The sequence below is a fragment of the Pseudaminobacter soli (ex Li et al. 2025) genome, assembly GCF_003012705.1.
Taxonomy (GTDB): domain Bacteria; phylum Pseudomonadota; class Alphaproteobacteria; order Rhizobiales; family Rhizobiaceae; genus Pseudaminobacter; species Pseudaminobacter soli.
Genome location: NZ_PXYL01000008.1, coordinates 198,737 through 217,300, shown reverse-complemented (window position 1 = coordinate 217,300; position 18,564 = coordinate 198,737). Strand labels below are relative to the sequence as shown.

At 64.5% G+C, this 18,564-nt stretch carries 21 protein-coding genes and 1 riboswitch; of the genes, 12 read left to right on the top strand and 9 right to left on the bottom strand.

Translation table 11 applies throughout. The annotated features are described in order from the left end of the window. Positions 1-27 precede the first annotated feature (27 nt). Positions 28-106, top strand: a riboswitch (SAM riboswitch). Positions 107-162: 56 nt separating this feature from the next. Beyond that, positions 163-1,101 (top strand): homoserine O-acetyltransferase MetA, encoded by a 939-nt coding sequence (metA, locus tag C7I85_RS17645; protein ID WP_106725312.1) that lies wholly within the window; start codon positions 163-165, stop codon positions 1,099-1,101. 245 nt (positions 1,102-1,346) lie between these two features. After that, complete coding sequence (locus C7I85_RS17640; protein ID WP_106725365.1) at positions 1,347-2,540, top strand: AI-2E family transporter; 1,194 nt, start codon at positions 1,347-1,349, stop codon at positions 2,538-2,540. Positions 2,541-2,565: 25 nt separating this feature from the next. Here the strand turns inward: C7I85_RS17640 and C7I85_RS17635 are convergent, their stop codons facing one another. After that, entirely contained in the window at positions 2,566-3,108 is a 543-nt protein-coding gene (locus C7I85_RS17635; protein ID WP_245444984.1) for a TetR/AcrR family transcriptional regulator, read from the bottom strand. A 160-nt stretch (positions 3,109-3,268) separates the two neighbouring features. Between C7I85_RS17635 and C7I85_RS17630 the strand changes: the two genes are divergently transcribed. Next, the gene (locus C7I85_RS17630; protein WP_106725311.1) at positions 3,269-4,555 is read left to right on the top strand and encodes an MFS transporter; all 1,287 of its coding nucleotides are present in this window, start codon (positions 3,269-3,271) and stop codon (positions 4,553-4,555) included. 3 nt (positions 4,556-4,558) lie between these two features. Here C7I85_RS17630 and C7I85_RS17625 read toward each other — a convergent pair whose 3' ends face one another. Further along, complete coding sequence (locus C7I85_RS17625; protein WP_106725310.1) at positions 4,559-5,314, bottom strand: class I SAM-dependent methyltransferase; 756 nt, start codon at positions 5,312-5,314, stop codon at positions 4,559-4,561. A gap of 120 nt (positions 5,315-5,434) precedes the next feature. Between C7I85_RS17625 and C7I85_RS17620 the strand changes: the two genes are divergently transcribed. From C7I85_RS17620 to C7I85_RS17610, 3 genes are all read left to right on the top strand, one after another. Beyond that, positions 5,435-5,935, top strand: coding sequence for a GNAT family N-acetyltransferase (locus C7I85_RS17620; protein WP_106725309.1), 501 nt, complete (start codon positions 5,435-5,437; stop codon positions 5,933-5,935). 88 nt (positions 5,936-6,023) lie between these two features. Next, positions 6,024-6,791, top strand: coding sequence for a hydroxyacylglutathione hydrolase (gloB, locus tag C7I85_RS17615; protein ID WP_106725308.1), 768 nt, complete (start codon positions 6,024-6,026; stop codon positions 6,789-6,791). After that, positions 6,788-7,234, top strand: a complete 447-nt coding sequence (locus C7I85_RS17610) for a cupin domain-containing protein (RefSeq protein ID WP_181257215.1) — start codon at positions 6,788-6,790, stop codon at positions 7,232-7,234. Before gloB ends, C7I85_RS17610 begins: the two co-directional genes overlap by 4 nt. 5 nt (positions 7,235-7,239) lie before the next feature. On the opposite strand, the gene C7I85_RS17605 is transcribed toward C7I85_RS17610, so the two are convergent. The 3 genes from C7I85_RS17605 to C7I85_RS17595 are packed head-to-tail and all read right to left on the bottom strand — an operon-like array spanning position 7,240 to position 9,615. Then, a complete protein-coding gene (locus tag C7I85_RS17605) occupies positions 7,240-7,911 on the bottom strand; it encodes a lysoplasmalogenase (protein ID WP_106725306.1) in 672 nt (223 codons plus the stop codon). After that, entirely contained in the window at positions 7,908-8,795 is an 888-nt protein-coding gene (gene yddG, locus C7I85_RS17600) for an aromatic amino acid exporter YddG (protein WP_106725305.1), read from the bottom strand. Before yddG ends, C7I85_RS17605 begins: the two co-directional genes overlap by 4 nt. 31 nt (positions 8,796-8,826) lie before the next feature. Beyond that, a complete protein-coding gene (locus C7I85_RS17595; protein WP_106725304.1) occupies positions 8,827-9,615 on the bottom strand; it encodes a DUF3108 domain-containing protein in 789 nt (262 codons plus the stop codon). 256 nt (positions 9,616-9,871) lie between these two features. On the opposite strand from C7I85_RS17595, the gene C7I85_RS17590 reads away from it, so the two are divergent. From C7I85_RS17590 to C7I85_RS17570, 5 genes are all read left to right on the top strand, one after another. Continuing rightward, entirely contained in the window at positions 9,872-10,459 is a 588-nt protein-coding gene (locus tag C7I85_RS17590) for a biotin transporter BioY (protein WP_106725303.1), read from the top strand. Between the two features lie 10 nt (positions 10,460-10,469). Then, the gene (locus C7I85_RS17585; RefSeq protein ID WP_106725302.1) at positions 10,470-10,904 is read left to right on the top strand and encodes a DUF1284 domain-containing protein; all 435 of its coding nucleotides are present in this window, start codon (positions 10,470-10,472) and stop codon (positions 10,902-10,904) included. Between the two features lie 125 nt (positions 10,905-11,029). Beyond that, positions 11,030-11,323, top strand: a complete 294-nt coding sequence (gene rpmB, locus C7I85_RS17580) for a 50S ribosomal protein L28 (protein WP_106725301.1) — start codon at positions 11,030-11,032, stop codon at positions 11,321-11,323. Between the two features lie 95 nt (positions 11,324-11,418). Next, positions 11,419-12,099 carry a queuosine precursor transporter gene (locus C7I85_RS17575; RefSeq protein ID WP_106725300.1) on the top strand — a complete coding sequence of 227 codons (681 nt, stop codon included), beginning with the start codon at positions 11,419-11,421 and terminating at the stop codon, positions 12,097-12,099. A gap of 3 nt (positions 12,100-12,102) precedes the next feature. Then, positions 12,103-12,771 (top strand): spermidine synthase, encoded by a 669-nt coding sequence (locus tag C7I85_RS17570; RefSeq protein ID WP_106725299.1) that lies wholly within the window; start codon positions 12,103-12,105, stop codon positions 12,769-12,771. A 32-nt stretch (positions 12,772-12,803) separates the two neighbouring features. On the opposite strand, the gene C7I85_RS17565 is transcribed toward C7I85_RS17570, so the two are convergent. Beyond that, on the bottom strand, positions 12,804-13,232 hold the full coding sequence (locus tag C7I85_RS17565; protein WP_106725298.1) for an Lrp/AsnC family transcriptional regulator: 429 nt from the start codon (positions 13,230-13,232) through the stop codon (positions 12,804-12,806). 123 nt (positions 13,233-13,355) lie between these two features. Here C7I85_RS17565 and C7I85_RS17560 point away from each other — a divergent pair, with 123 nt between their 5' ends. Then, positions 13,356-14,456: a saccharopine dehydrogenase family protein gene (locus C7I85_RS17560; RefSeq protein ID WP_106725297.1), complete on the top strand. Its 1,101-nt coding sequence runs from the start codon at positions 13,356-13,358 to the stop codon at positions 14,454-14,456. A gap of 72 nt (positions 14,457-14,528) precedes the next feature. On the opposite strand, the gene C7I85_RS17555 is transcribed toward C7I85_RS17560, so the two are convergent. From C7I85_RS17555 to cobT, 3 genes are all read right to left on the bottom strand, one after another. Beyond that, the gene (locus tag C7I85_RS17555) at positions 14,529-15,383 is read right to left on the bottom strand and encodes an alpha/beta hydrolase (RefSeq protein ID WP_106725296.1); all 855 of its coding nucleotides are present in this window, start codon (positions 15,381-15,383) and stop codon (positions 14,529-14,531) included. A gap of 206 nt (positions 15,384-15,589) precedes the next feature. Further along, the gene (locus C7I85_RS17550) at positions 15,590-16,576 is read right to left on the bottom strand and encodes an esterase-like activity of phytase family protein (RefSeq protein WP_106725363.1); all 987 of its coding nucleotides are present in this window, start codon (positions 16,574-16,576) and stop codon (positions 15,590-15,592) included. Between the two features lie 86 nt (positions 16,577-16,662). Beyond that, positions 16,663-18,561 carry a cobaltochelatase subunit CobT gene (gene cobT, locus C7I85_RS17545; RefSeq protein ID WP_106725295.1) on the bottom strand — a complete coding sequence of 633 codons (1,899 nt, stop codon included), beginning with the start codon at positions 18,559-18,561 and terminating at the stop codon, positions 16,663-16,665. Positions 18,562-18,564: the final 3 nt, after the last annotated feature.

Here is an 18,564-nt window from a genome sequence, read left to right as displayed (position 1 = left end):
GTCGCCCGAGCGCAGCCGTAAAAGACTTCTACGTTCCGTGGTGATTTGGCCGGTCGGCTTGCAGCCACGTTAAATAAGTCGCTAAAGGGACCGAAGACGATAAATTCGTTCGGACCGGTCGCGATTTTTCGCCGCCGGTTTTTTTGTTTTGGAGCTTGTGTGATGCCGATCAAGATTCCCGATCAGCTCCCCGCCCGCGAGGTGCTCGTACGCGAGGGCGTATCCGTCATGGACGAACGGACGGCGCTGCGCCAGGACATCCGTCCGCTGCAGATCGGGCTCCTGAACCTGATGCCGAACAAGATCCGCACCGAGACGCAGTTTGCGCGGCTGATCGGCGCCTCGCCGCTTCAGGTCGAACTGACGCTGGTGCGCATCGGCAACCACAAGGCCAAGAATACGCCCGAAGAGCACCTCATCTCCTTCTACCAGACCTGGGAGGAGGTGAAGGAACGCAAGTTCGACGGTTTCATCGTCACCGGGGCGCCCGTTGAGCTCTTGCCCTTCGAGGACGTCACCTATTGGGACGAGCTGAAAAGCATCCTCGATTGGACGACCACCAACGTCCATTCCTCCAACTTCATCTGCTGGGGAGCCATGGCCGCCGCCTGGCACTTCCACCGCGTTCCGAAATACACGCTCGACAAGAAGGCCTTCGGCGTTTTCCGGCATCGAAACAACGCCCCCGCCTCGCCCTATCTCGCGGGCTTTTCGGACGACTTCGCCATTCCGGTCTCACGCTGGACGGAGGTGCGCAGCGCCGACATCCCGTCCGGCTCAGGCCTCGACCTGCTGATGGAGTCGGACGTCACCGGCCCCTGCCTGGTGGCCGAGGCAACCGGCAACCGGCTCTACATGTTCAACCACATCGAATACGATTCCACCTCGCTGAAGGAGGAATACGACCGCGACGTGGCCGCCGGCGTGTCGATCGAAGTGCCGCATGGTTATTACCCGGACGACGATCCGGCCCGCCGCCCGCTCAACCGCTGGCGCTCGCACGCGCATCTGCTTTTCGGCAACTGGATCAACCAGGTCTACCAGACCACGCCCTACGACCTGGAAGACGTCGGACAGCTCCCTCAGCCCGACATGGCATAAGCCTCATAAGGGCTAGGCGCACGACATGACTGGCGCGCGAGGGCCCGCGCCAGCAGGTCGCACACAATGTCACAAAGCAGCGCCTTTCCGCAGCTATAGTCGCTAAATCGCACCGTGGCCGGGCTATGCATTTTGCCCGACCCGGCGAATACCTATATCTGCGCGAAAGGCCTTGGTGCATCTCGCGCAAAAGGGTAGTGAAGAGTGCACGCGCCTATGCCAAGGAGAACCTTCTGTTGAGCGAAATGGAATCCGGGACCGCCAAACGCGAACCCCGCCTGCTCGGGCTCTCCACGCCTGCCCGCATCCCGCTCATCCCTCCGCTCACGGCGGCGCGCTGGCTGCTTGTTCTCATCGTTGCCGCCGGCATCTATTTCTTCAACGGCTTCCTGGTGCCGGTGCTGGCCGCGCTCGTCATCGCCTTTGCCAGCTGGCCGCTCTACCGCCGGCTGCTCGACGCGGTTTCGGGCAACCGCACCGTTGCCGCCACGCTGGCGATCCTGTTCATCGTCGCCTTCCTGGTGGTGCCGATCGTGCTGGCGGGCATCTATACGGTCAACGAAGTGCGCGAATGGTTCAGCTGGGCGGTCGAGACCAACCGCAACGGCGCGCCGACGCCCGAATGGATGACCGCCCTGCCCATCATCGGCGAGTGGGCGGATGAGCAGTGGACGCGCTATATCGGCCACCCCGGCGCCATCGGCGAACTCATCCAGATCGTCAGCGGCGCCAATATCGGCAGCATCTATCGCGGCGTATTGGCGGCCGGCGGCGGCGCCTTCAACCTGCTGCTGACGCTGCTGTTCATGCTGATTGCGCTGTTCTTCGTCTATCGCGACGGCGAAAGCTTCGCCAAGCAGGTCGGCAGGCTCGGCGAGCGCATCCTGCCAACGCGCTGGGAGCGGATTTCCGGCGTGGTGCCGGCGACCATCAGTTCCACCGTGACCGGCATGACGCTGATCGCCATCGGCGAAGGCGTGGTGCTGGGCATCGCCTACTGGATCGCCGGCGTTCCCTCCCCGGTCACGCTCGGCGTGCTGACCGGCGTCATGGCGCTGATCCCCGGCGGCGCACCGCTGTCTTTCACGCTGGTCTCGGCCTATCTGGTGGCACGCGGCACGCCCATCGCCGGCATTGCCCTGCTTGCCTGGGGCTCGATCGAACTCTTCATCGTCGACAAGACGCTGCGGCCCAAGCTGGTCGGCGGACCGATCAAGCTGCCCTTCCTGCCCACCTTCTTCGGCCTGATCGGCGGCGTGAAGACCATGGGCTTCCTGGGCCTGTTCATCGGCCCGGTGCTGATGGCGCTGCTGGTTGCGATCTGGCGCGAATGGCTGCGTGAGGTAGAGCAGACCGACGGGGCATCCGTCAGCGTGGCTCAGATGACCGACGAGATGCTGCCCGAACGGGAGCCGAAACGGCTCATAGGATCGGAGTAATCCCGCCGGACGCCGGGCGCGCGGGTCAGCGCGCCTTCAGGCTTGCCGAAATCAGTCTATCGGCATTTTCAGCCACCGAAGCGGCGGGGCCGCCGGGGCCGAACAGCTGGCCGGAAACATAGGCGCCTTCGAGCAGAAGAAGCAGGCCGTCGCCCAGCGTGTCGGCGTCTTCCGCACCCATTTCAGCGGCCATGGCGCGCAGGCGCCGGCGCAGCTCGCGCTTGTTTTCCTCGCCCACCTGGCGCGCCGGATGGCCATGCTCGGGATATTCGATCGCCGCATTGGTCATGCCGCAGCCGCGGTAATCGGTCTGCACCGCACGGTGACCGACCCGGGTCAGGAAGGCGCGGATCTGGCTGCGCGGATCGCCGGGATGCGCCGACACCGCCTGGTCGAAACGCTCCCAGAACTCCACCTCGTAGTTACGCAGATAGGTGGCGGCGAGTTCGTCCTTCGAGGAAAAGCTGCGATAGAGGCTCGGCTTGGTGACACCCGCCTGCCGCACGATCTCGTCGACGCCGATGGCGCGAATGCCCTCACGGTAAAACAGGTTGCGCGCCACGCCCAGTATGCGTTCGGCCGCGCGCGGCTGATGCTGCCCCGCCTCGCCCGGCTTGGCAGTTTCTGTCAGCTGTGTGGTGCTCGTCTTGGTCGCCATGCATGTGCTCTCTTGACTTTGTTACTGACCGGTACGTACATAGGCAATCCGCAACGTACCGGTCAGTAACATGAACATAGTTCAAAATCGTCCCTTTGGCCAGCGCTACGCTTTCGTGGTCGTCGGGGTCATATTTCTGTCGCTACTGATCGCTGCCGGGCTGCGTTCGACGCCCAGCGTGCTGATGCTGCCGCTGGAGGAGGCCTTCGGCTGGCGTCGCGATACCATTTCGGTGGCCGCCGCGGTCGGCATCTTCCTTTATGGCCTGGCCGGTCCCTTCGCCGCCGCGCTGATGGAGCGGGTCGGCCTGCGCCGCACGGTGCTGGCTTCGCTGGCGCTCATGTCCGTTTCGACCGCCTCCAGCCTGCTGATGACCCAGTCCTGGCAGCTGGTGCTCACCTGGGGCGTCTTTTCCGGCATCGGCTCGGGCGCGGTAGCCAGCGTGCTCGGCGCAACGATCGTCAACCGCTGGTTCAAGACCAATCGCGGCCTGATGATGGGCCTGATGTCGGCCTCCAGCGCCACCGGCATGCTGGTGTTTTTGCCCTTCCTCGCGGCTTTGGCACAGTCTGGCGGCTGGCAGCCGGTCGTCATCGCGGTTTCGGTCGCCACCGCAGCACTCGTGCCGCTGGTCTATCTTTTCGTGCCCGAGCGACCGTCCTCCATCGGCATCACGCGCTATGGCGCCGAGCCGGGTGAGATCGAGCAGCCCTCGCTCGCAGCCAGCGGCAACTTCCTGACCATAACCTTCGGCACGCTCGCCCAGGCCGCCAAGACCCGCGTGTTCTGGTATCTCTTCGCCACTTTCTTCATCTGCGGCTTCACCACCAACGGGCTCGTCGGCACCCATCTCATCGCCTTCTGCGGCGACATGGGCATTCCCGAGGTGCGCGCCGCCAGCCTTCTGGCGCTGATGGGCATTTTCGACCTCATCGGCACGACGCTTTCGGGCTGGCTGACCGACCGCTTCGATCCGCGAAAGCTGCTCGGCGTCTATTACGGCATACGCGGTCTTTCGCTGGTCTATCTGCCCTATTCCGGCTTTTCGGGCGTCAGCCTGACCATCTTCGCCGTGCTCTACGGGCTCGACTGGATCGCCACCGTGCCGCCGACCCTCAGACTCTCGAACGAAGCCTTCGGCGACCGCTCGGGACCGCTGGTGTTCGGCTGGGTCGTGGCCGGCCATCAGGTGGGCGCCGCCACGGCCGCCTTCTTCGGCGGCGCGCTGCGCGAAATGCAGGGCGACTACGTTCTCGCCTTCCAGATTGCCGGCATGACCGCGATTGCCGCCGCCGCGCTCTCGCTGCTGATCGAACCGAGCGAGACGCTGCGCCGCCGCGCCGCACAGCCGGCGTGACGCCTAGCGAGGTCCTCGCCGTTCCCGCGCGTGCTGGCCCGCGCCCTGCGGCGACAGCACCGGCACGAAGACCCGGCGGGAAGCGCGCTGCGCCACAGGCAGGCCCTGATAGAGGCGTTTTTGCGCCTCTACTACGATGACGCCTGAGAAGATCGGCCAGAAGCGCCGGCCGCTGCGTTCCAATATGTTGTGCAGCCGCATCACCGTCCGCGTGTGCGACGGCGGGAACAAAAGCGCCTCCGACCACGCCGCCGGCGTGAAATTGGCGTCGCGCAGCAATTCGTTGAGCTGGCTGCGGGAAAACGGTCGGCCGGTGCCGAAAGGCGTGTGCTCGAAGCGCGCCCAGACGCCGCGTCGATTGGGCACCACGATGACGACGCGGCCCGCCGGCGACAGCACGCGCCAGATTTCCTTGAGCGTCTCGCGCGGATTTTCGGCATGCTCCAGCGAATGGACCAGCAGCATCCGGTCGATCGAGGCGTCGGGCAGCGGCAGTTCCTCGTCGAACACCAGCGCCGTGGCCGAAGGCCGTGCCGGCGGCCAGCCCACCGCCCCTTGCGTCGCCGGCATGAAGGCAAAGACCCGTTCGGTGTCGGCGCCGAAGCGGTCGAGCCAGGGCAGCGCATAGCCCAGCCCCACCAGCCGCTCGCTGGGTATTTTCTGCCAGATCGCGGCAAGCGCCATGCCGATCGCCTCTTCGACCGCGTGGCCCAGCGGCGTGCCGTAGAAGGAATGCAGGTCGACGATGTCCGAATTCATGCCTACGACGGTAGCGGCGTTGCGGTCGCAGCACAACAAGGCGCTCCCCAAAGCCGTCCGTTGCAGCAAGTCTGCCGTCGTGTTTTACGAGAACGGTAAAGTTCCAGTTCGCGAGCAAGCATGGTCGACCTTCTCGTCACTTACATGGAAATGACCCATCCGCCGGAAGGCGCGGCGCTTTCCGTGCCCGCCGCCGCGGCCAGCATCGGGCGAGAGACGCTGACGCCTGAGGACTATCTTGCACTGTATCGCGCTGTCGGCGCGCCGCTGAACTGGGACCACCGATTGCGAATGCCTTCCGACCAGCTTCGCGACTTCCTCGGCGATTGCGCCACACATGTCTATGTCCTGCGGCTCGATGGCCGGGCCGTCGGTCTTTGCGAATTCGAAGGCGTCGGCCGACGAGAAGTGGAGCTCGTCCATTTCGGGCTGAGCCCCGAGGTTCAAGGACAAAAACTCGGTCCATGGCTCCTGGATCGAGCACTGCGCGAAATCTGGTCGCATGGGCCGAGCCGCGTTTGGCTTCACACCGACACCTGGGACCATCCGAAGGCAAAATCGGTCTACCAGCGCGCCGGCTTCCACACCTTTGCCGAACGGATGGAAACTTTCCCTGATTGAGGAGGAAGTTCGCCCGGCAATACGGCCCGGCCGGGGATGACAGAGGGCACCTGCCGCCCTATCGTCCCCCGCGACAAGGAGACCACCGATGACGATCGAGATCGAACAGTTCATGTGCCGCAGCGACAATTTCGGCGTGCTCCTGCACGATACCGAAAGCGGCGAGACCATACTGATCGACGCGCCGGAAGAGGCGCCGATCCTGGCGGCCGTCCAGCGCACCGGCTGGGCGCCGACGATGATCCTCAACACCCATCACCATGGCGACCACGTCGAGGCCAACCAGCCGCTGAAGAAGCGTTTCGACCTCAAGATCGTAGGCCCCAAGGCGGAGGCCTCGAAGATACCCGGCATAGACGAGGCGGTGGAGGAAGGTGCGGCCATCCCCTTCGGCAACCACCTCGTCTACGTGATCGAGACGCCGGGCCACACCGCCGGGCATATCTCCTACTACATTCCCACCCAGAACCTGGCCTTTACCGGCGATACGCTCTTTTCGCTCGGGTGCGGGCGCCTGTTCGAGCGCCCGGCAGCGGTCATGCTCGAATCGCTGAAGAAACTTGCCGCCCTGCCGCCTGAAACCGCGGTCTATTGCGGTCACGAATACACCCAGGCCAATGCGCGCTTTGCGCTGACCGTCGACCCGACCAATTCAGCGCTAAAAGAGCGTGCGGCCAAGGTGGACCGGCTTCGTGCCGACGGCAAGCCGACGCTGCCCAGCACGATCGGCGAGGAGATGGCCACCAACCCCTTCCTGCGCTGGCACGACCCGGCGATCCGCCGCAACCTGCGCATGGAGAATGCACCCGACGAGGCGGTGTTCGCCGAAATCCGCAAGCGCAAGGACATATTCTGATGACGGGCGAGATGAACGCGGCATCGATCATCCAAAAGCTCGGCATGCAGCGGCATCCCGAGGGCGGCTGGTATGTGCAGACCTTTCGCGACGCCACCGCCCACAACCCGCGCGGCCACTCGACGGCGATCTACTTCCTGCTCGAGGCGGGCGACGTGTCGGCCTGGCACCGGGTCAAGGACGCCGCCGAGATCTGGCACTATTATGCCGGCGCGCCGATCGAGATCACCATGCATGAGGAAGGGCGCGGCGTGACCCGCCACCGGCTGGGGCCGGACCTTTTTGCCGGCGAGCGGCCGCAGCACATCGTGCCGGCGGGCTATTGGCAGACGGCGAAAAGCCTCGGCGACTGGACGCTGGTGGGCTGCACGGTTGCGCCGGGATTCGAGTTCTCGCAATTCGAAATGGCGGAGGAAGGCTGGGAGCCGAGCGCCAAGGACTGAGGCCGTTAGGCCGCCATCAAGAAACCCAGCGTGATCAGCGCCTGTGCCGCGTAGTAGAGCGCCCACACCGCGTGGCGCATCCAGAACCGCTGCGTCGAGCCCGCGACAAGCAGAAATTTCTCCGTCGCCAGCAAGGCGTCGGAGGCGATGAACAGCAAAGCGCCCACGATGATCCGCCAGTCGGGCAGCGTGAGTGCGGCCAGCCCCATGGCCAGGATAGCCGCGACATAGACGGCAATCGGCAGCCTGAGCGCAGCTTCAACACGCGGCCACAGCGCCGCCAGCATCAGAAGCGCGAAGATTACGATGATAATGCCGATGATGAGCCGGGGCGACGTCAGGAGCACTCCCAGCCCGCCGCCCGAATGTGCGAACAGCGCGACATAGAGCAGATGCGCCAACAGGAAGCTGGCAAGCCCGCCGAGGAACGCCTTCTCATGTTCGCGCGACAGGACGGCATCGCCGAGCGCGCTGAGCGCCAGCGCCCCGGCCAGCAGCAACGGCCCGCGAGCCATCACCACCAGCGCCGCCAGGAGCGCGACGGGGATGGTCTTCACCACCGTGCGCCTGAGCGACACCGGCGTGTCGAGCAGGAAGAAATACACGCAGGCCGAGGCCACCGAAAACAGCAGCATGCCGTTGGCCGTCGCTTCGAGACCGCCGGCGAAGGGCATCATGCTTCCGCTCCCGCCGGCCGGCTCTTGCCGAACAGCATGGATTTGGCGGCCAGCACCGCGCCGCCGGTGATCAGTACGCAGGCGGCAATGATGCTGGGCGTCGGCTCGGCGAAGCCCGCGAGGATCAGCACCAGTGTGGAAAGCAGCGGCGCGGCATAGCTCGCCGCACCCAGCACCTGGATGTTGCCGCGCTTGACGCCATGGTCCCACGCATAGAAAGCGGCGCCCACGGGCATCAGCCCAAGGCCGAGCACCGCCAGCCACTGGCCGGCATTGGCCGGCAGCACGGTTTCTTCCAGCATCAAATGGCACAGGAGCGACAGGATGGCGGTGGCCGCGCAGAACCAGGTCACGATGGTCGTCGGCACCGCCGGGAAGCGGCGCGACAGGAGCGAGTAGCTCGACCATACGAAGGCGCAGACGCCGGCCATGGCGTAGCCAAAGGTGTAGCGGCTGTCGAAGGCGAGCCCACCACCCTTGGTGACGATGAGGAAAGTGCCGGCCAGCCCCAGAAGCGCGCCGGCGATGTGATTCCAGCGCAGCCGCTCGCCCGGCATCAGCGCCGAGCCGAGCACGATCAGCAGCGGCCATAGATAGGCGATCAGGCTTGCCTCCACCGCCGGCGCGTTGCGCAGCGCAGTGAAGTAGAAAAAGTGGTAGCCGAACAGGCCGGCAATGCCGATGACCCAGACCTGCGCCGGGATTTTCGGCTGCACTGCGGGCTGCTTCATGAACAGCCGCGCAACCAGGCCCACGCATGTGCCGATTGTGAAGGTGATGGCCGAGAGCAGGAAGGGCGGAACCTGGCCCGACGCGTCGGTCAGCAGCGCCAGAAGCGCCCACATGGCGACGGCCGAGAAGCCGATAAGCGTGGCACGACCCATATTCCCCCCGATCGGGGCTTCTAGCCTGCCCCTAATTCAGCGCTTCGAACTTCCTCGCCCGGATTGTTATGGTGCCGATCTGCGTGCCTACCGTGGCGTAGATAGGCGCATATACCCCGGTTGAGCCGACAGGCGCAAACGAGATGGCGATCTGGGCACGGTTTTTCAGATATTCGATCGACTTGTGGTTCTTCTTGTAGCCGGCCACCGGCACGAAGCGCGCGCTGCAGACAATCGAATCGCCCTCATATCCCGGGATGGATATCGGCCCGGTCGACACATAGCTCAGCACCAGGTTGGCCCGCATCTCGCCATCGAACATCTTGACCGTGCGGCCGCAGACATTCTCGGGCTTGTCGGCGCGGATCAGCGTTGCCGAAAGCGGGTCGGTCACCGCCCGCAGATCGCCGTCGCTCACCGGGACCCAGTCGTCCCCATGCTTGTCGAGCGGTGGAATGTTGACCACCTTGCTGACGCTGGCGCCCGAAAAGCCGATCTCGGTTTTCTTCTTCTTTTTGCCGGACGTGTAGTTGGTCACGAAGTCTTCCGGCCGCGGATCGTTCCCGGCGAAACGCCCGGTGGCCTTAACCGTGCCCTTGGTGTCGTCGAATATCTGCGCGATGCCCGCGCTCGACATGCTGCCGCTGACGGAGAAGCTGTCGCCGTTAAACGTGCTGTCGAACTTGGAACGCGCGATGGTGAGACCAAGATAGGAGACGACGTATTCGCTGCGGAACGATGCGGCGGAAGCCGTATCCGCAAACAGCGACGTGAGAAGGACGGCAGCTGCCGTCGAAGCCGTCGGAAAAATGCTCGCCATGGGTGGCGCCCTCTATGCCTGGCGCATCCGGTCGGACGCGCAAAAGTCCCTTCAAAAGTCATCAAACGCATGAATCCGGCAGATATATGGGCCAGTACAGGCGCCTTGCCAGTCCCCTGGCGCGCGCGAGCCGGCGGGGTTTACAGTACCCTTATTGCGCTGCACCATCAGACTATGGGATAGCTCACCCCCCTTGCGATGTACGGTAGCCGAAAGCCGGCACCATCCAGGGACCATGAAATCTGGAGACTCTTGCATGAACAATCCAATCTCCGCCGCGACCGCCGGCAGGGCATTCGTGCCGCTTCGCCTGGCCGACAGGCCGCTTGCTCTGCGCGCCGCCGTCGTGGCTCTGGGCACGCTGTTTCTGGCCGCCTCGTCCTGGGTCGAGGTGCCGATGGTTCCGGTGCCGATGACCATGCAGACCTTTGCGGTTACGCTGATCGGCGCGCTCTATGGCTGGCGCCTCGGCGCGATCACCGTGCTTGCCTGGCTGGGTGAGGCCGTCGTCGGCCTACCGGTGCTGGCAGGTGGCGCCGGCGGCCTGGCTTATTTTGCCGGCCCGACGGCGGGCTATCTGTTCGCCTTCCCGATCGCGGCCGCCATGGTCGGTTGGCTCGCCGAGCGCGGCTGGACCGGCAACGGCAAGCTCCTGCGCAGCTTCGCCGCCATGCTTCTCGGCAACGCCTTCATCCTGGTTATGGGCGGCGCCTGGCTGGCCGCGCTGATCGGTGCCGGCGATGCCATGACCTATGGCGTGACGCCCTTCATCCTCGGCGCTATCGTCAAGTCGGCACTGGCCACGGCGAGCGTCGAGGCGACCCGCCGCGCCGGCAAGCGCTAGGCATCGGCCCATGACCGTCCGTATTCGCGCCCATCACCTGCTCTGCATGCTGACCTATGTCGGCAAGGGCTATAGCGGCGCGTTTACGGCCAACTATGACAAGATCGTCGAACGGCTCGGCACTGGGGAAGACATGCTTCTCGTCGCCGGGCCGGACGACATCTGCACACCGCTGCTGGCCGACAGAGAAGAACACTGCTTCGGCCAGAGCGTGATCGAGCGTGACGAAAGTGCTGCGAAAGCCGTGGAATCGCTGCTTGGTCAGCCGATTTCACCCGGCGAGCACATCGTGCTCGACGCCGGAAAACTGACCGAAATGCGTGCGGCTTTCCGTACCGGCGGCATCCGCCAGGCTTGCGTCGGCTGCGAATGGCACGCCCTCTGCACGGCGATTGCCGAGGGTAACTTCCCGAATACCCGTCTCGTGATGAAGCCCGAGCCTTGACGGGTCGGTTGATTCCCACTATGGACAGCCAACTTTTCCATGCGGCCGCTTGACCAGACTGCGCGCCATGCACTTTGTTGGTGCGCCGCAGTCGCATTGGCCCGTTTAGAACGAAGGTAGTGAAAATGTCTCGCGCTTGTGAATTGACCGGCAAGGCCGTTATGACCGGCAACAATGTCAGCCACGCCAACAACAAGACCCGGCGTCGCTTCCTGCCGAATCTCGTCAACGTGACGCTGATCTCCGAAGCGCTGAACCAGAACGTGCGCCTGCGCATTTCGGCCAACGCCCTGCGTTCGGTCGAGCATCGCGGTGGCCTCGACGCCTTCCTGGCCAAGGCCGATGTCGCCGAGCTGTCGCAGCGCGCCCGCCTGCTGAAGAAGCAGGTCGCCAAGAAGCTGGCCGAACAGACCGCCTGATTCTTTCCGGCGGGGGACGACCGCCTGGCAGCGAGCGCGACCGGCCACTTTGGCAGAAGTCGCGCTCCACTGGTTCCATCACCCAGGTTAAAAAAATGAATTCTTCTACGCGTTATTTGCCCTTTGTGGTCGCCATGGCGGTTGTCGTCGTGGCATCGAACATCCTTGTGCAGTTTCCCGTGCAAGGACAGGTCGGCTCCCTGCAGCTTGCCGACATCCTGACCTGGGGCGCCTTCAGCTATCCCGCAGCTTTCCTCGTGACCGATCTCGCCAACCGGCGTTACGGCCCGCATATGGCACGCCGCGTTGTGTTCATCGGCTTCATGACCGCCGTGATCTGCTCGATCATCGTGCCGCCGCTGCTGTTCCGTTACGGGCTGATCGAGATCGGCACGCCGATCGACCGGCTGGCGCGCATCGCCACCGCTTCGGGCACCGCCTTCCTGTTCGGCCAACTGCTCGACATCACCGTGTTCAACTGGCTGCGCCGGCAGAGCTGGTGGCGCGCGCCCGTGTTCGGCTCGCTGGTCGGCTCGTTCATCGACACCATCATCTTCTTCTCCATCGCCTTCGCCCCGGCCTTTGCCTTCATCGGGCCCAACGAACCCTTCGCGCTGGAGAACGCGCCGCTATTCGGCGTGCTACAGACGGAAGCCGCGCGCTGGCAGTCCTGGGCGCTGGGCGACCTGTCGATGAAGCTGCTGATCGCGGTCTTCGCGCTGATTCCCTACCGGCTCATCGCAGCGCGCTGGAGCCAGCCGGTGGTGGCCGCATAGCCGATGCTGCCCTGGGTCCAGCTTGATTCCGCAATGGCGCCGGGTGGCGGCGAGCTTCGCCTGAAGCAACGCGGCACGGAATTCTCCATCATGCTCGGCACCAACGAGCTGATGAACAGCCGGCTCAGCGGCTCCGAGGAGGCGCTGGCAAGACTGTCCTGCCAGAAGATTGGCGACCGCCGCGCACCGCACATCCTGATCGGTGGGCTGGGCATGGGTTTTACCCTGCGCGCCGCCCTTTCCGAACTTGGCCCGGACGCCCGCGTCACCGTCGCGGAACTAGTACCCTCGGTCGTTGCCTGGGGGCGCGGCCCGATGGCGGAAGTGTTCGATGGCTGCCTCGACGATCCGCGCGTTACCGTGCGGGAATCGGATGTCGGACTGCTGATCAAATCCGCAAATGCCGGCTACGACGCCATCCTGCTCGACGTGGACAACGGGCCCGACGGCCTGACGCGCCCGGCCAATGACGCCCTCTACAGCCTAACCGGACTGAACACTGCCCGCGCAGCCTTGCGGCCCGGTGGCGTGCTGGCCGTATGGTCCTCGGGGCCGGACCGGTCGTTCACGAGCAGACTCCGCCAGTCAGGCTTTGCGGTCGAGGAAGAAAATGTTCGTGCCGGCCGCAAGCGCGGCGCAAGGCACGTTATCTGGCTGGCCACCAAGCCTTAAGCCACCCCCGAATCGGTCGGCCCAAAACTTAGCTAGCGGTCGATTCGCGTCGACAGGATGATCGAAGACAGCGTGCGCTCGACGCCCTCGAGCGCCCCGATCCGATCGATCAGCGCATCGAGATCGCGCACCGAGGGCGCCTCCACGATGATGATCATGTCGAAATTGCCGCTCACCGAATGCAGGGTGCGCACCTCCGGAATGCGCCGCAGCACCGCCTCGACGGGAGCCGCCAGCTTAGGTAGCGCGGTGACCAGAATGTGCGCCCGGACGAGGTTTTTCTCGTAATCGGGCGACAGTTTCACGCTGTAGCCGTCGATTACCCCGCTCTTTTCCAGCCGCTCCAGCCGGCTTTGAACCGTGGTGCGCGACACGCCGAGCCTGCGCGCCAGCTCGGCGGTGGAGGCGCGGGCATTCTCGCGCAGCAGGGCAATGAGGGCACGGTCGGCTTCGGTCGTCATAATGCTCAATCTGTTCGGCGAACTGTCTAGATTGTATCGATGTTTTGTACAAAGCGATACTGTCATCCGACGTGCCGCGCCCCTAAAACAAAATCAGATTTTTACTTTTCGAGGGGCATTGCCATGAAAGAGATCGTCATCGTCGGCGCCGGAAAAATCGGTGCAACCATTGCAGATATGCTGGCCGACACGGGCGACTATCGCGTCACCGTGGTCGACCGCTCGCAGGCCCAGCTCGACGCGCTGGAAGTTGGTGGCAATATCGCCACGCGCCAGCTCGACATCGGCCAGGACGGCGTGTTGGAAAGCGTTCTTGCCGGCAAGTTCGCCGTGCTGAGCGCGGCTCCCTTCCACCTCACCACCAAGATCGCGGAGGCGGCCGCAAAGACCGGCGTGCACTACCTCGACCTCACCGAGGACGTCGCCAGCACCCGCCGCGTGAAGGAACTGGCCGCCAGCGCCTCCTCCACCTTCATCCCCCAGTGCGGCCTGGCGCCGGGCTTCATCTCCATCGTCGCCAGCGATCTGGCCAAGAACTTCGACACGCTGGACAGCCTGCGCATGCGCGTCGGCGCCCTGCCGCAGTACCCCTCCAATGCGCTGAACTACAACCTCACCTGGAGCACGGACGGCGTCATCAACGAGTATATCGAGCCGTGCGAAGCCATCGTGAACGGCGAGCTGACCGAAGTGCCGGCGCTGGAGGAACGCGAGGAATTCTCGCTCGACGGCGTGACATATGAGGCCTTCAACACCTCGGGCGGTCTCGGCACGCTCTGCGAGACGCTGAAGGGCAAGGTGCGTACGCTCAACTACCGCACCATCCGCTATCCCGGCCACGTGGCGCTGATGAAGGCGCTTCTGAACGATCTCGGCTTGCGCCATCGCCGCGAAGTGCTCAAGGACATTTTTGAAAACGCCCTTCCGGCGACGCTGCAGGACGTGGTGGTGATCTTCGTCACCGTCTCGGGCCGCAAGAATGGCCGGCTGCTTCAGGAAACCTACGCCAACAAGATCTACAGCCGCCGCGTCGGCGAAATGGTGCGCAGCGCCATCCAGATCACCACGGCTTCCGGCATCTGCGCCGTGCTCGATATGCTGGCCAATGGCGCCCTGCCGCAGAAGGGCTTTGTCCGCCAGGAAGACATCGCGCTCGAAGCCTTCCTCGCCAACCGCTTCGGCCGCAACTACGCTCAGGCCGTCGGCTCCACGCTGGCTGCGTAAGCACATAGCGGCTTCTGCTGAAGACCGCGCATCAAAAGGCCCGGATGCCTTCAGGCGTCCGGGCCTTTTTTGTCATTTGGCCGGAAGGCGCGCGTCGATCCAGTCGACAATGTCCTGCATCACCTGCTCCTTGCCGACATCGTTGAGCAGGTCGTGGTAGTGGCCCTCATAGAGCTTCAGCGTCTTGTCGGACGAGCCGGCCGTGTCGAAGAACAGCTTGCTGCCGCGCGGCTTGGTGGCCTTGTCGGCCGTGCCGTGCAGGATGAGCAGCGGCAGGGTGATCAGCGAAAACTCCTTCTTCAGCCTTTCGTCGGCGCGCACCATTTCGGCCACCGTCTTGGTCGGCTGCGATTCGTGAACGGTGAGCGGGTCGGCGTTCATCGCCTTCACCACCGCTCGATCGCGCGAAAAATCCTCGTTTTTCAGCGCCAGCACATGCGCGTGCGGCGCGACATGGCTGAGCCCCTTGAGCACGGCCAGCGCGAAGTCCGGCGCCGGCACCTGATGGGCAAAGCTCTCGCAGATCAGCCCCGCCAGCTCGGACTGGTTCTCGATCGCATAGATGCACGAGACGACCCCGCCGGCGCTGTGGCCGAGCAGGAAAGCCGGCAAGCCGCGCTCACGCGACTTGGCGATATAGATCATGCTGGAGACATCGCTGACATAGTCGGCGAAGCTTTCCACATAGTAGCGCTCGCCATCCGAATGTCCCCTCCCCCTCAGATCGAGCGCATAGACGGCCAGCCCATGCGCAACGAGTTGGCGGGCCACCCACTGGTAATAGTCGCTGTGGGCATTGAAGCCGTGGACGATCACAACTACGCCGCGGGGCCTGCCCTCCGGGCGCCAGGATCGGAAGAAGATGCTGAGGCCGCCAACCCCTATGAACTTGTCGTCGGTCTCGGCTATGTCGATCGCATCAGACATGGCAATTCCTCTTGCCTCCAGGGCGAAAGCCGGCCTGGAAATAATGCCGCCGATTGAAGCGTGCCGGCTCGAAACAGTGAATTCGTTAATACGAACTAAGGAACCGGTTCCAAAAAGCAGAACATATGCCGCCATCCGACGCCGACAACCGGCAGACGATGCGGCAAATGGAACAGTTGATCCGAGGGGTTGCGCCGAGGGGCGGATTATTCGCCCTGGAGCCGGAATTCGAGATAGAGGCTGCGCTGCAGGAATGACTGATTGTCATCGGACATCAGCGAAACGATCAGCGCGCCGTCTGCGCGGCGCCACACATCCAGCGCTTCCATATTGTCGATCTGGTAGCGCATGTCGGCCTTCATCAACACCGGACCGTCCGCCACCTTGTCCTTGCCGATGCTGTCGGCAGGCAGGCGGCGCAGCCGCATCCTGACGCCCTGCATGATGGTGAAGCTGCGCTCCAGCAGGAGCAGGTCGCCATTGGGCAGGAAGGCGCCATCGGTGATGTCGAAGCCGTCGCTGCGCACCACGGTGAAGACTCCCTTTCGAGGTCCGGAGAGCACCGCAGCAAAGACATTGCCCTGCTTGTCGAGACTACGTTCGGTGACGACCACCAGCGCTCCCTTGAGCGCGCCGGCTTCCGGCGCATAGGCGAGCGTCTCGAAACTGCGATTGAGCCGCAATTCGTTTTTCGGCACCAGGAAATCGAGCTGCCTGAACGGCGCCCGCATGTCGTTGGGATCGATATGGAACTCGGCGACGCGATGGTTGCGCTCAAATCCGACCGTGGCGACTTTGCCTCTCAAGGCGAGGCTTTCCGCATCGACGCGCCATTTTTCTTCGATCGGCTTGCCGGTCTCGTCGACCATCTGCACCATACGGAAGTCGGCCATGCCGGTCGGCCGCTGCTCGGCGTCACGCGTGACCTTGCCGAAGAACCAGAAGCCGGTATCGGCCACGCCGACGAAATCCTTGCCCGGCGTCAGGAAGCGCATGGCCGAAAAGCCACCGAAATGGCGCGACGACGCCGTCATCTCGAACCCGCCGACAAATTCCAGCGGGCCAAACTGCGTACGGTCGCGGCCGATCTCGAAGCGGGTGATCTGCCGCGTCGAGACATCCATGCGCTCGACGGGCGCCGGGTCGGCATATGCAGGAGTTCGCAGGGCGGCGGCCATCGGCAATGCGAGCATCGCCGCACAAAGCAGGGGGCGTGCGAGCGCCCCCGCCTTGGCCAATAGTGAGAGAGGGCTGTCTTCCGTCGCCAGCCCAACTAGCTTCATGAAGCCCGCCGCAGGCCGCCGCGGCGCGTGTCGCGTGCCGTCTCCTCGGCGAACAACGAGGCAAGCTGCTCGGTCATGGCGCCGGCCAGCTCCTCGGCGTCGACGATGGTGACCGCGCGACGGTAGTAGCGCGTCACGTCATGGCCGATGCCGATGGCCAGAAGCTCGACCGGCGAGCGCGTCTCGATCAGCTCGATGACCGCGCGCAGGTGGCGCTCCAGATAGTTGCCCGGATTGACCGACAGGGTCGAATCGTCGACCGGCGCGCCGTCCGAGATCATCATCAGGATCTTGCGCTGCTCGGGCCGGGCGATCAGACGCTGATGCGCCCACAAAAGCGCCTCGCCGTCGATATTCTCCTTCAGCAGCCCCTCGCGCATCATCAGGCCAAGATTGCGCCGCGCGCGCCGCCAGGGCGTGTCGGCGCTCTTGTAGATGATGTGGCGCAGGTCGTTGAGGCGGCCGGGGTTGGCCGGTTTGCCGTCCTTCAGCCACTTCTCGCGCGCCTGCCCGCCCTTCCAGGCGCGGGTCGTGAAACCGAGGATCTCGACCGAAACGCCGCAGCGCTCCAGCGTGCGGGCCAGAATGTCGGCGCAGGTTGCGGCAACCGTGATCGGCCGGCCGCGCATCGAGCCCGAATTGTCGAGCACCAGCGTAACCACCGTGTCGCGGAATTTCGTGTCGCGCTCCTGCTTGAAGGAAAGCGGCTGCATCGGGTCGATCACCACGCGCATCAGGCGGGCGGTGTCGAGATAGCCTTCTTCAAGATCGAAGTCCCAGGAGCGGTTCTGCTGCGCCATCAGGCGGCGCTGCAGGCGGTTGGCCAGACGGCCGACCACGCCCTGCAGATTGGCGAGCTGCTTGTCGAGGAAGGCGCGGAGCCGGTCGAGCTCCTCTTCCTCGCAGAGGTCTTCGGCGCCCACCGTCTCGTCAAAAGCGGTGGTGTAGACCTTGTAGTCGATCTCGCGCGGCAGATTGGCGAAGGGATCGTCCTTGCGGCGGGCTTCGCCCGGCGTCTCGGCGTCGGCATCCTCCTCGTCCGCCATTTCCTCGGACGTGGCGTCGGATGCCTCCATCTCGCCGGTCTGGTCTTCTTCGGCAGAGGCCTCGGATTCCTGCGGCTGCGACTGGTCGGCGCCGGAATCGTCCTCGCCGCCTTCCTCGTTCTGCTCGCCGCCCTCGGGCTGGTCCTCGCTCTCGTCTTCGCTTTCCTCAGTCTGCTCCTCGTCGCCGAGTTCCTCGGCCATGTTCATCGAGGCGAGCATGTCGCGGACGACGCGGGCGAAGGCCTGCTGGTCGCCGAGCTTGGAAGCGAGATCGTTGAACTCAGGTCCGGCCTTTTCCTCGATCCAGTCGCGCCAGAGCGAGACCAGCTTCTCGCCGCTCTTGGGCACCGGGCGGCCGGTCAGCTTCTCGCGAACCATCAGCGCGAGCGCTTCCTCGAGCGGAGCATCGGCCTGCTCGCGCACGTCGGCAAGATTGGCCTTGTGGTATTTGTCCTCGAGCATCTGGGCGATGTTGTCGCCTACCCCGGTCAGCGCCCGGCTGCCGATCGCCTCGACGCGGGCCTGCTCGACGGCGTCGAACACCGCGCGTGCCTGCTTGCCTTCGGGGGCCAGCTTTGCGTGAATGCGGTTGTCGTGGCAGGCGCGCCTGAGCGCCATGGAATCGCCAAGGCCGCGGGTAATCGCGATGTCGGCCTTGGATGCCTTCTTGGGCAGTTCGGGCAGGCGGGCGCGGCTGCCGGCCAGCGCAGGGCGATCCTTTGCGAAGGCCACCTCGAACTGATTGTCGCCCGAAATGGCGCGCATGCAGACGGTGATCGAACGCTTGAACGCGTCCGTATCGCCGCCAGCGCGCGCCTTGCCGCGTGTGTTGTCGCCCTGACCCGCCACTGC

Bases quoted from the DNA above. Each gene is read 5' to 3' on its own strand.
- C7I85_RS17565 (WP_106725298.1), bottom strand. From the start codon at position 13,232: ATGACGACCGAAGCCGACCGTGCCCTCATTGCCCTGCTGCGCGAGAAT.
- C7I85_RS17630 (WP_106725311.1), top strand. From the start codon at position 3,269: ATGAACATAGTTCAAAATCGTCCCTTTGGCCAGCGCTACGCTTTCGTG.
- C7I85_RS17570 (WP_106725299.1), top strand. From the start codon at position 12,103: ATGCTGCCCTGGGTCCAGCTTGATTCCGCAATGGCGCCGGGTGGCGGC.
- C7I85_RS17590 (WP_106725303.1), top strand. From the start codon at position 9,872: ATGAACAATCCAATCTCCGCCGCGACCGCCGGCAGGGCATTCGTGCCG.
- C7I85_RS17585 (WP_106725302.1), top strand. From the start codon at position 10,470: ATGACCGTCCGTATTCGCGCCCATCACCTGCTCTGCATGCTGACCTAT.
- C7I85_RS17640 (WP_106725365.1), top strand. From the start codon at position 1,347: ATGGAATCCGGGACCGCCAAACGCGAACCCCGCCTGCTCGGGCTCTCC.
- gloB (WP_106725308.1), top strand. From the start codon at position 6,024: ATGACGATCGAGATCGAACAGTTCATGTGCCGCAGCGACAATTTCGGC.
- C7I85_RS17550 (WP_106725363.1), bottom strand. From the start codon at position 16,576: ATGCTCGCATTGCCGATGGCCGCCGCCCTGCGAACTCCTGCATATGCC.
- metA (WP_106725312.1), top strand. From the start codon at position 163: ATGCCGATCAAGATTCCCGATCAGCTCCCCGCCCGCGAGGTGCTCGTA.
- C7I85_RS17595 (WP_106725304.1), bottom strand. From the start codon at position 9,615: ATGGCGAGCATTTTTCCGACGGCTTCGACGGCAGCTGCCGTCCTTCTC.
- C7I85_RS17605 (WP_106725306.1), bottom strand. From the start codon at position 7,911: ATGATGCCCTTCGCCGGCGGTCTCGAAGCGACGGCCAACGGCATGCTG.
- yddG (WP_106725305.1), bottom strand. From the start codon at position 8,795: ATGGGTCGTGCCACGCTTATCGGCTTCTCGGCCGTCGCCATGTGGGCG.
- C7I85_RS17560 (WP_106725297.1), top strand. From the start codon at position 13,356: ATGAAAGAGATCGTCATCGTCGGCGCCGGAAAAATCGGTGCAACCATT.
- C7I85_RS17555 (WP_106725296.1), bottom strand. From the start codon at position 15,383: ATGTCTGATGCGATCGACATAGCCGAGACCGACGACAAGTTCATAGGG.
- C7I85_RS17625 (WP_106725310.1), bottom strand. From the start codon at position 5,314: ATGAATTCGGACATCGTCGACCTGCATTCCTTCTACGGCACGCCGCTG.
- rpmB (WP_106725301.1), top strand. From the start codon at position 11,030: ATGTCTCGCGCTTGTGAATTGACCGGCAAGGCCGTTATGACCGGCAAC.
- C7I85_RS17575 (WP_106725300.1), top strand. From the start codon at position 11,419: ATGAATTCTTCTACGCGTTATTTGCCCTTTGTGGTCGCCATGGCGGTT.
- C7I85_RS17620 (WP_106725309.1), top strand. From the start codon at position 5,435: ATGGTCGACCTTCTCGTCACTTACATGGAAATGACCCATCCGCCGGAA.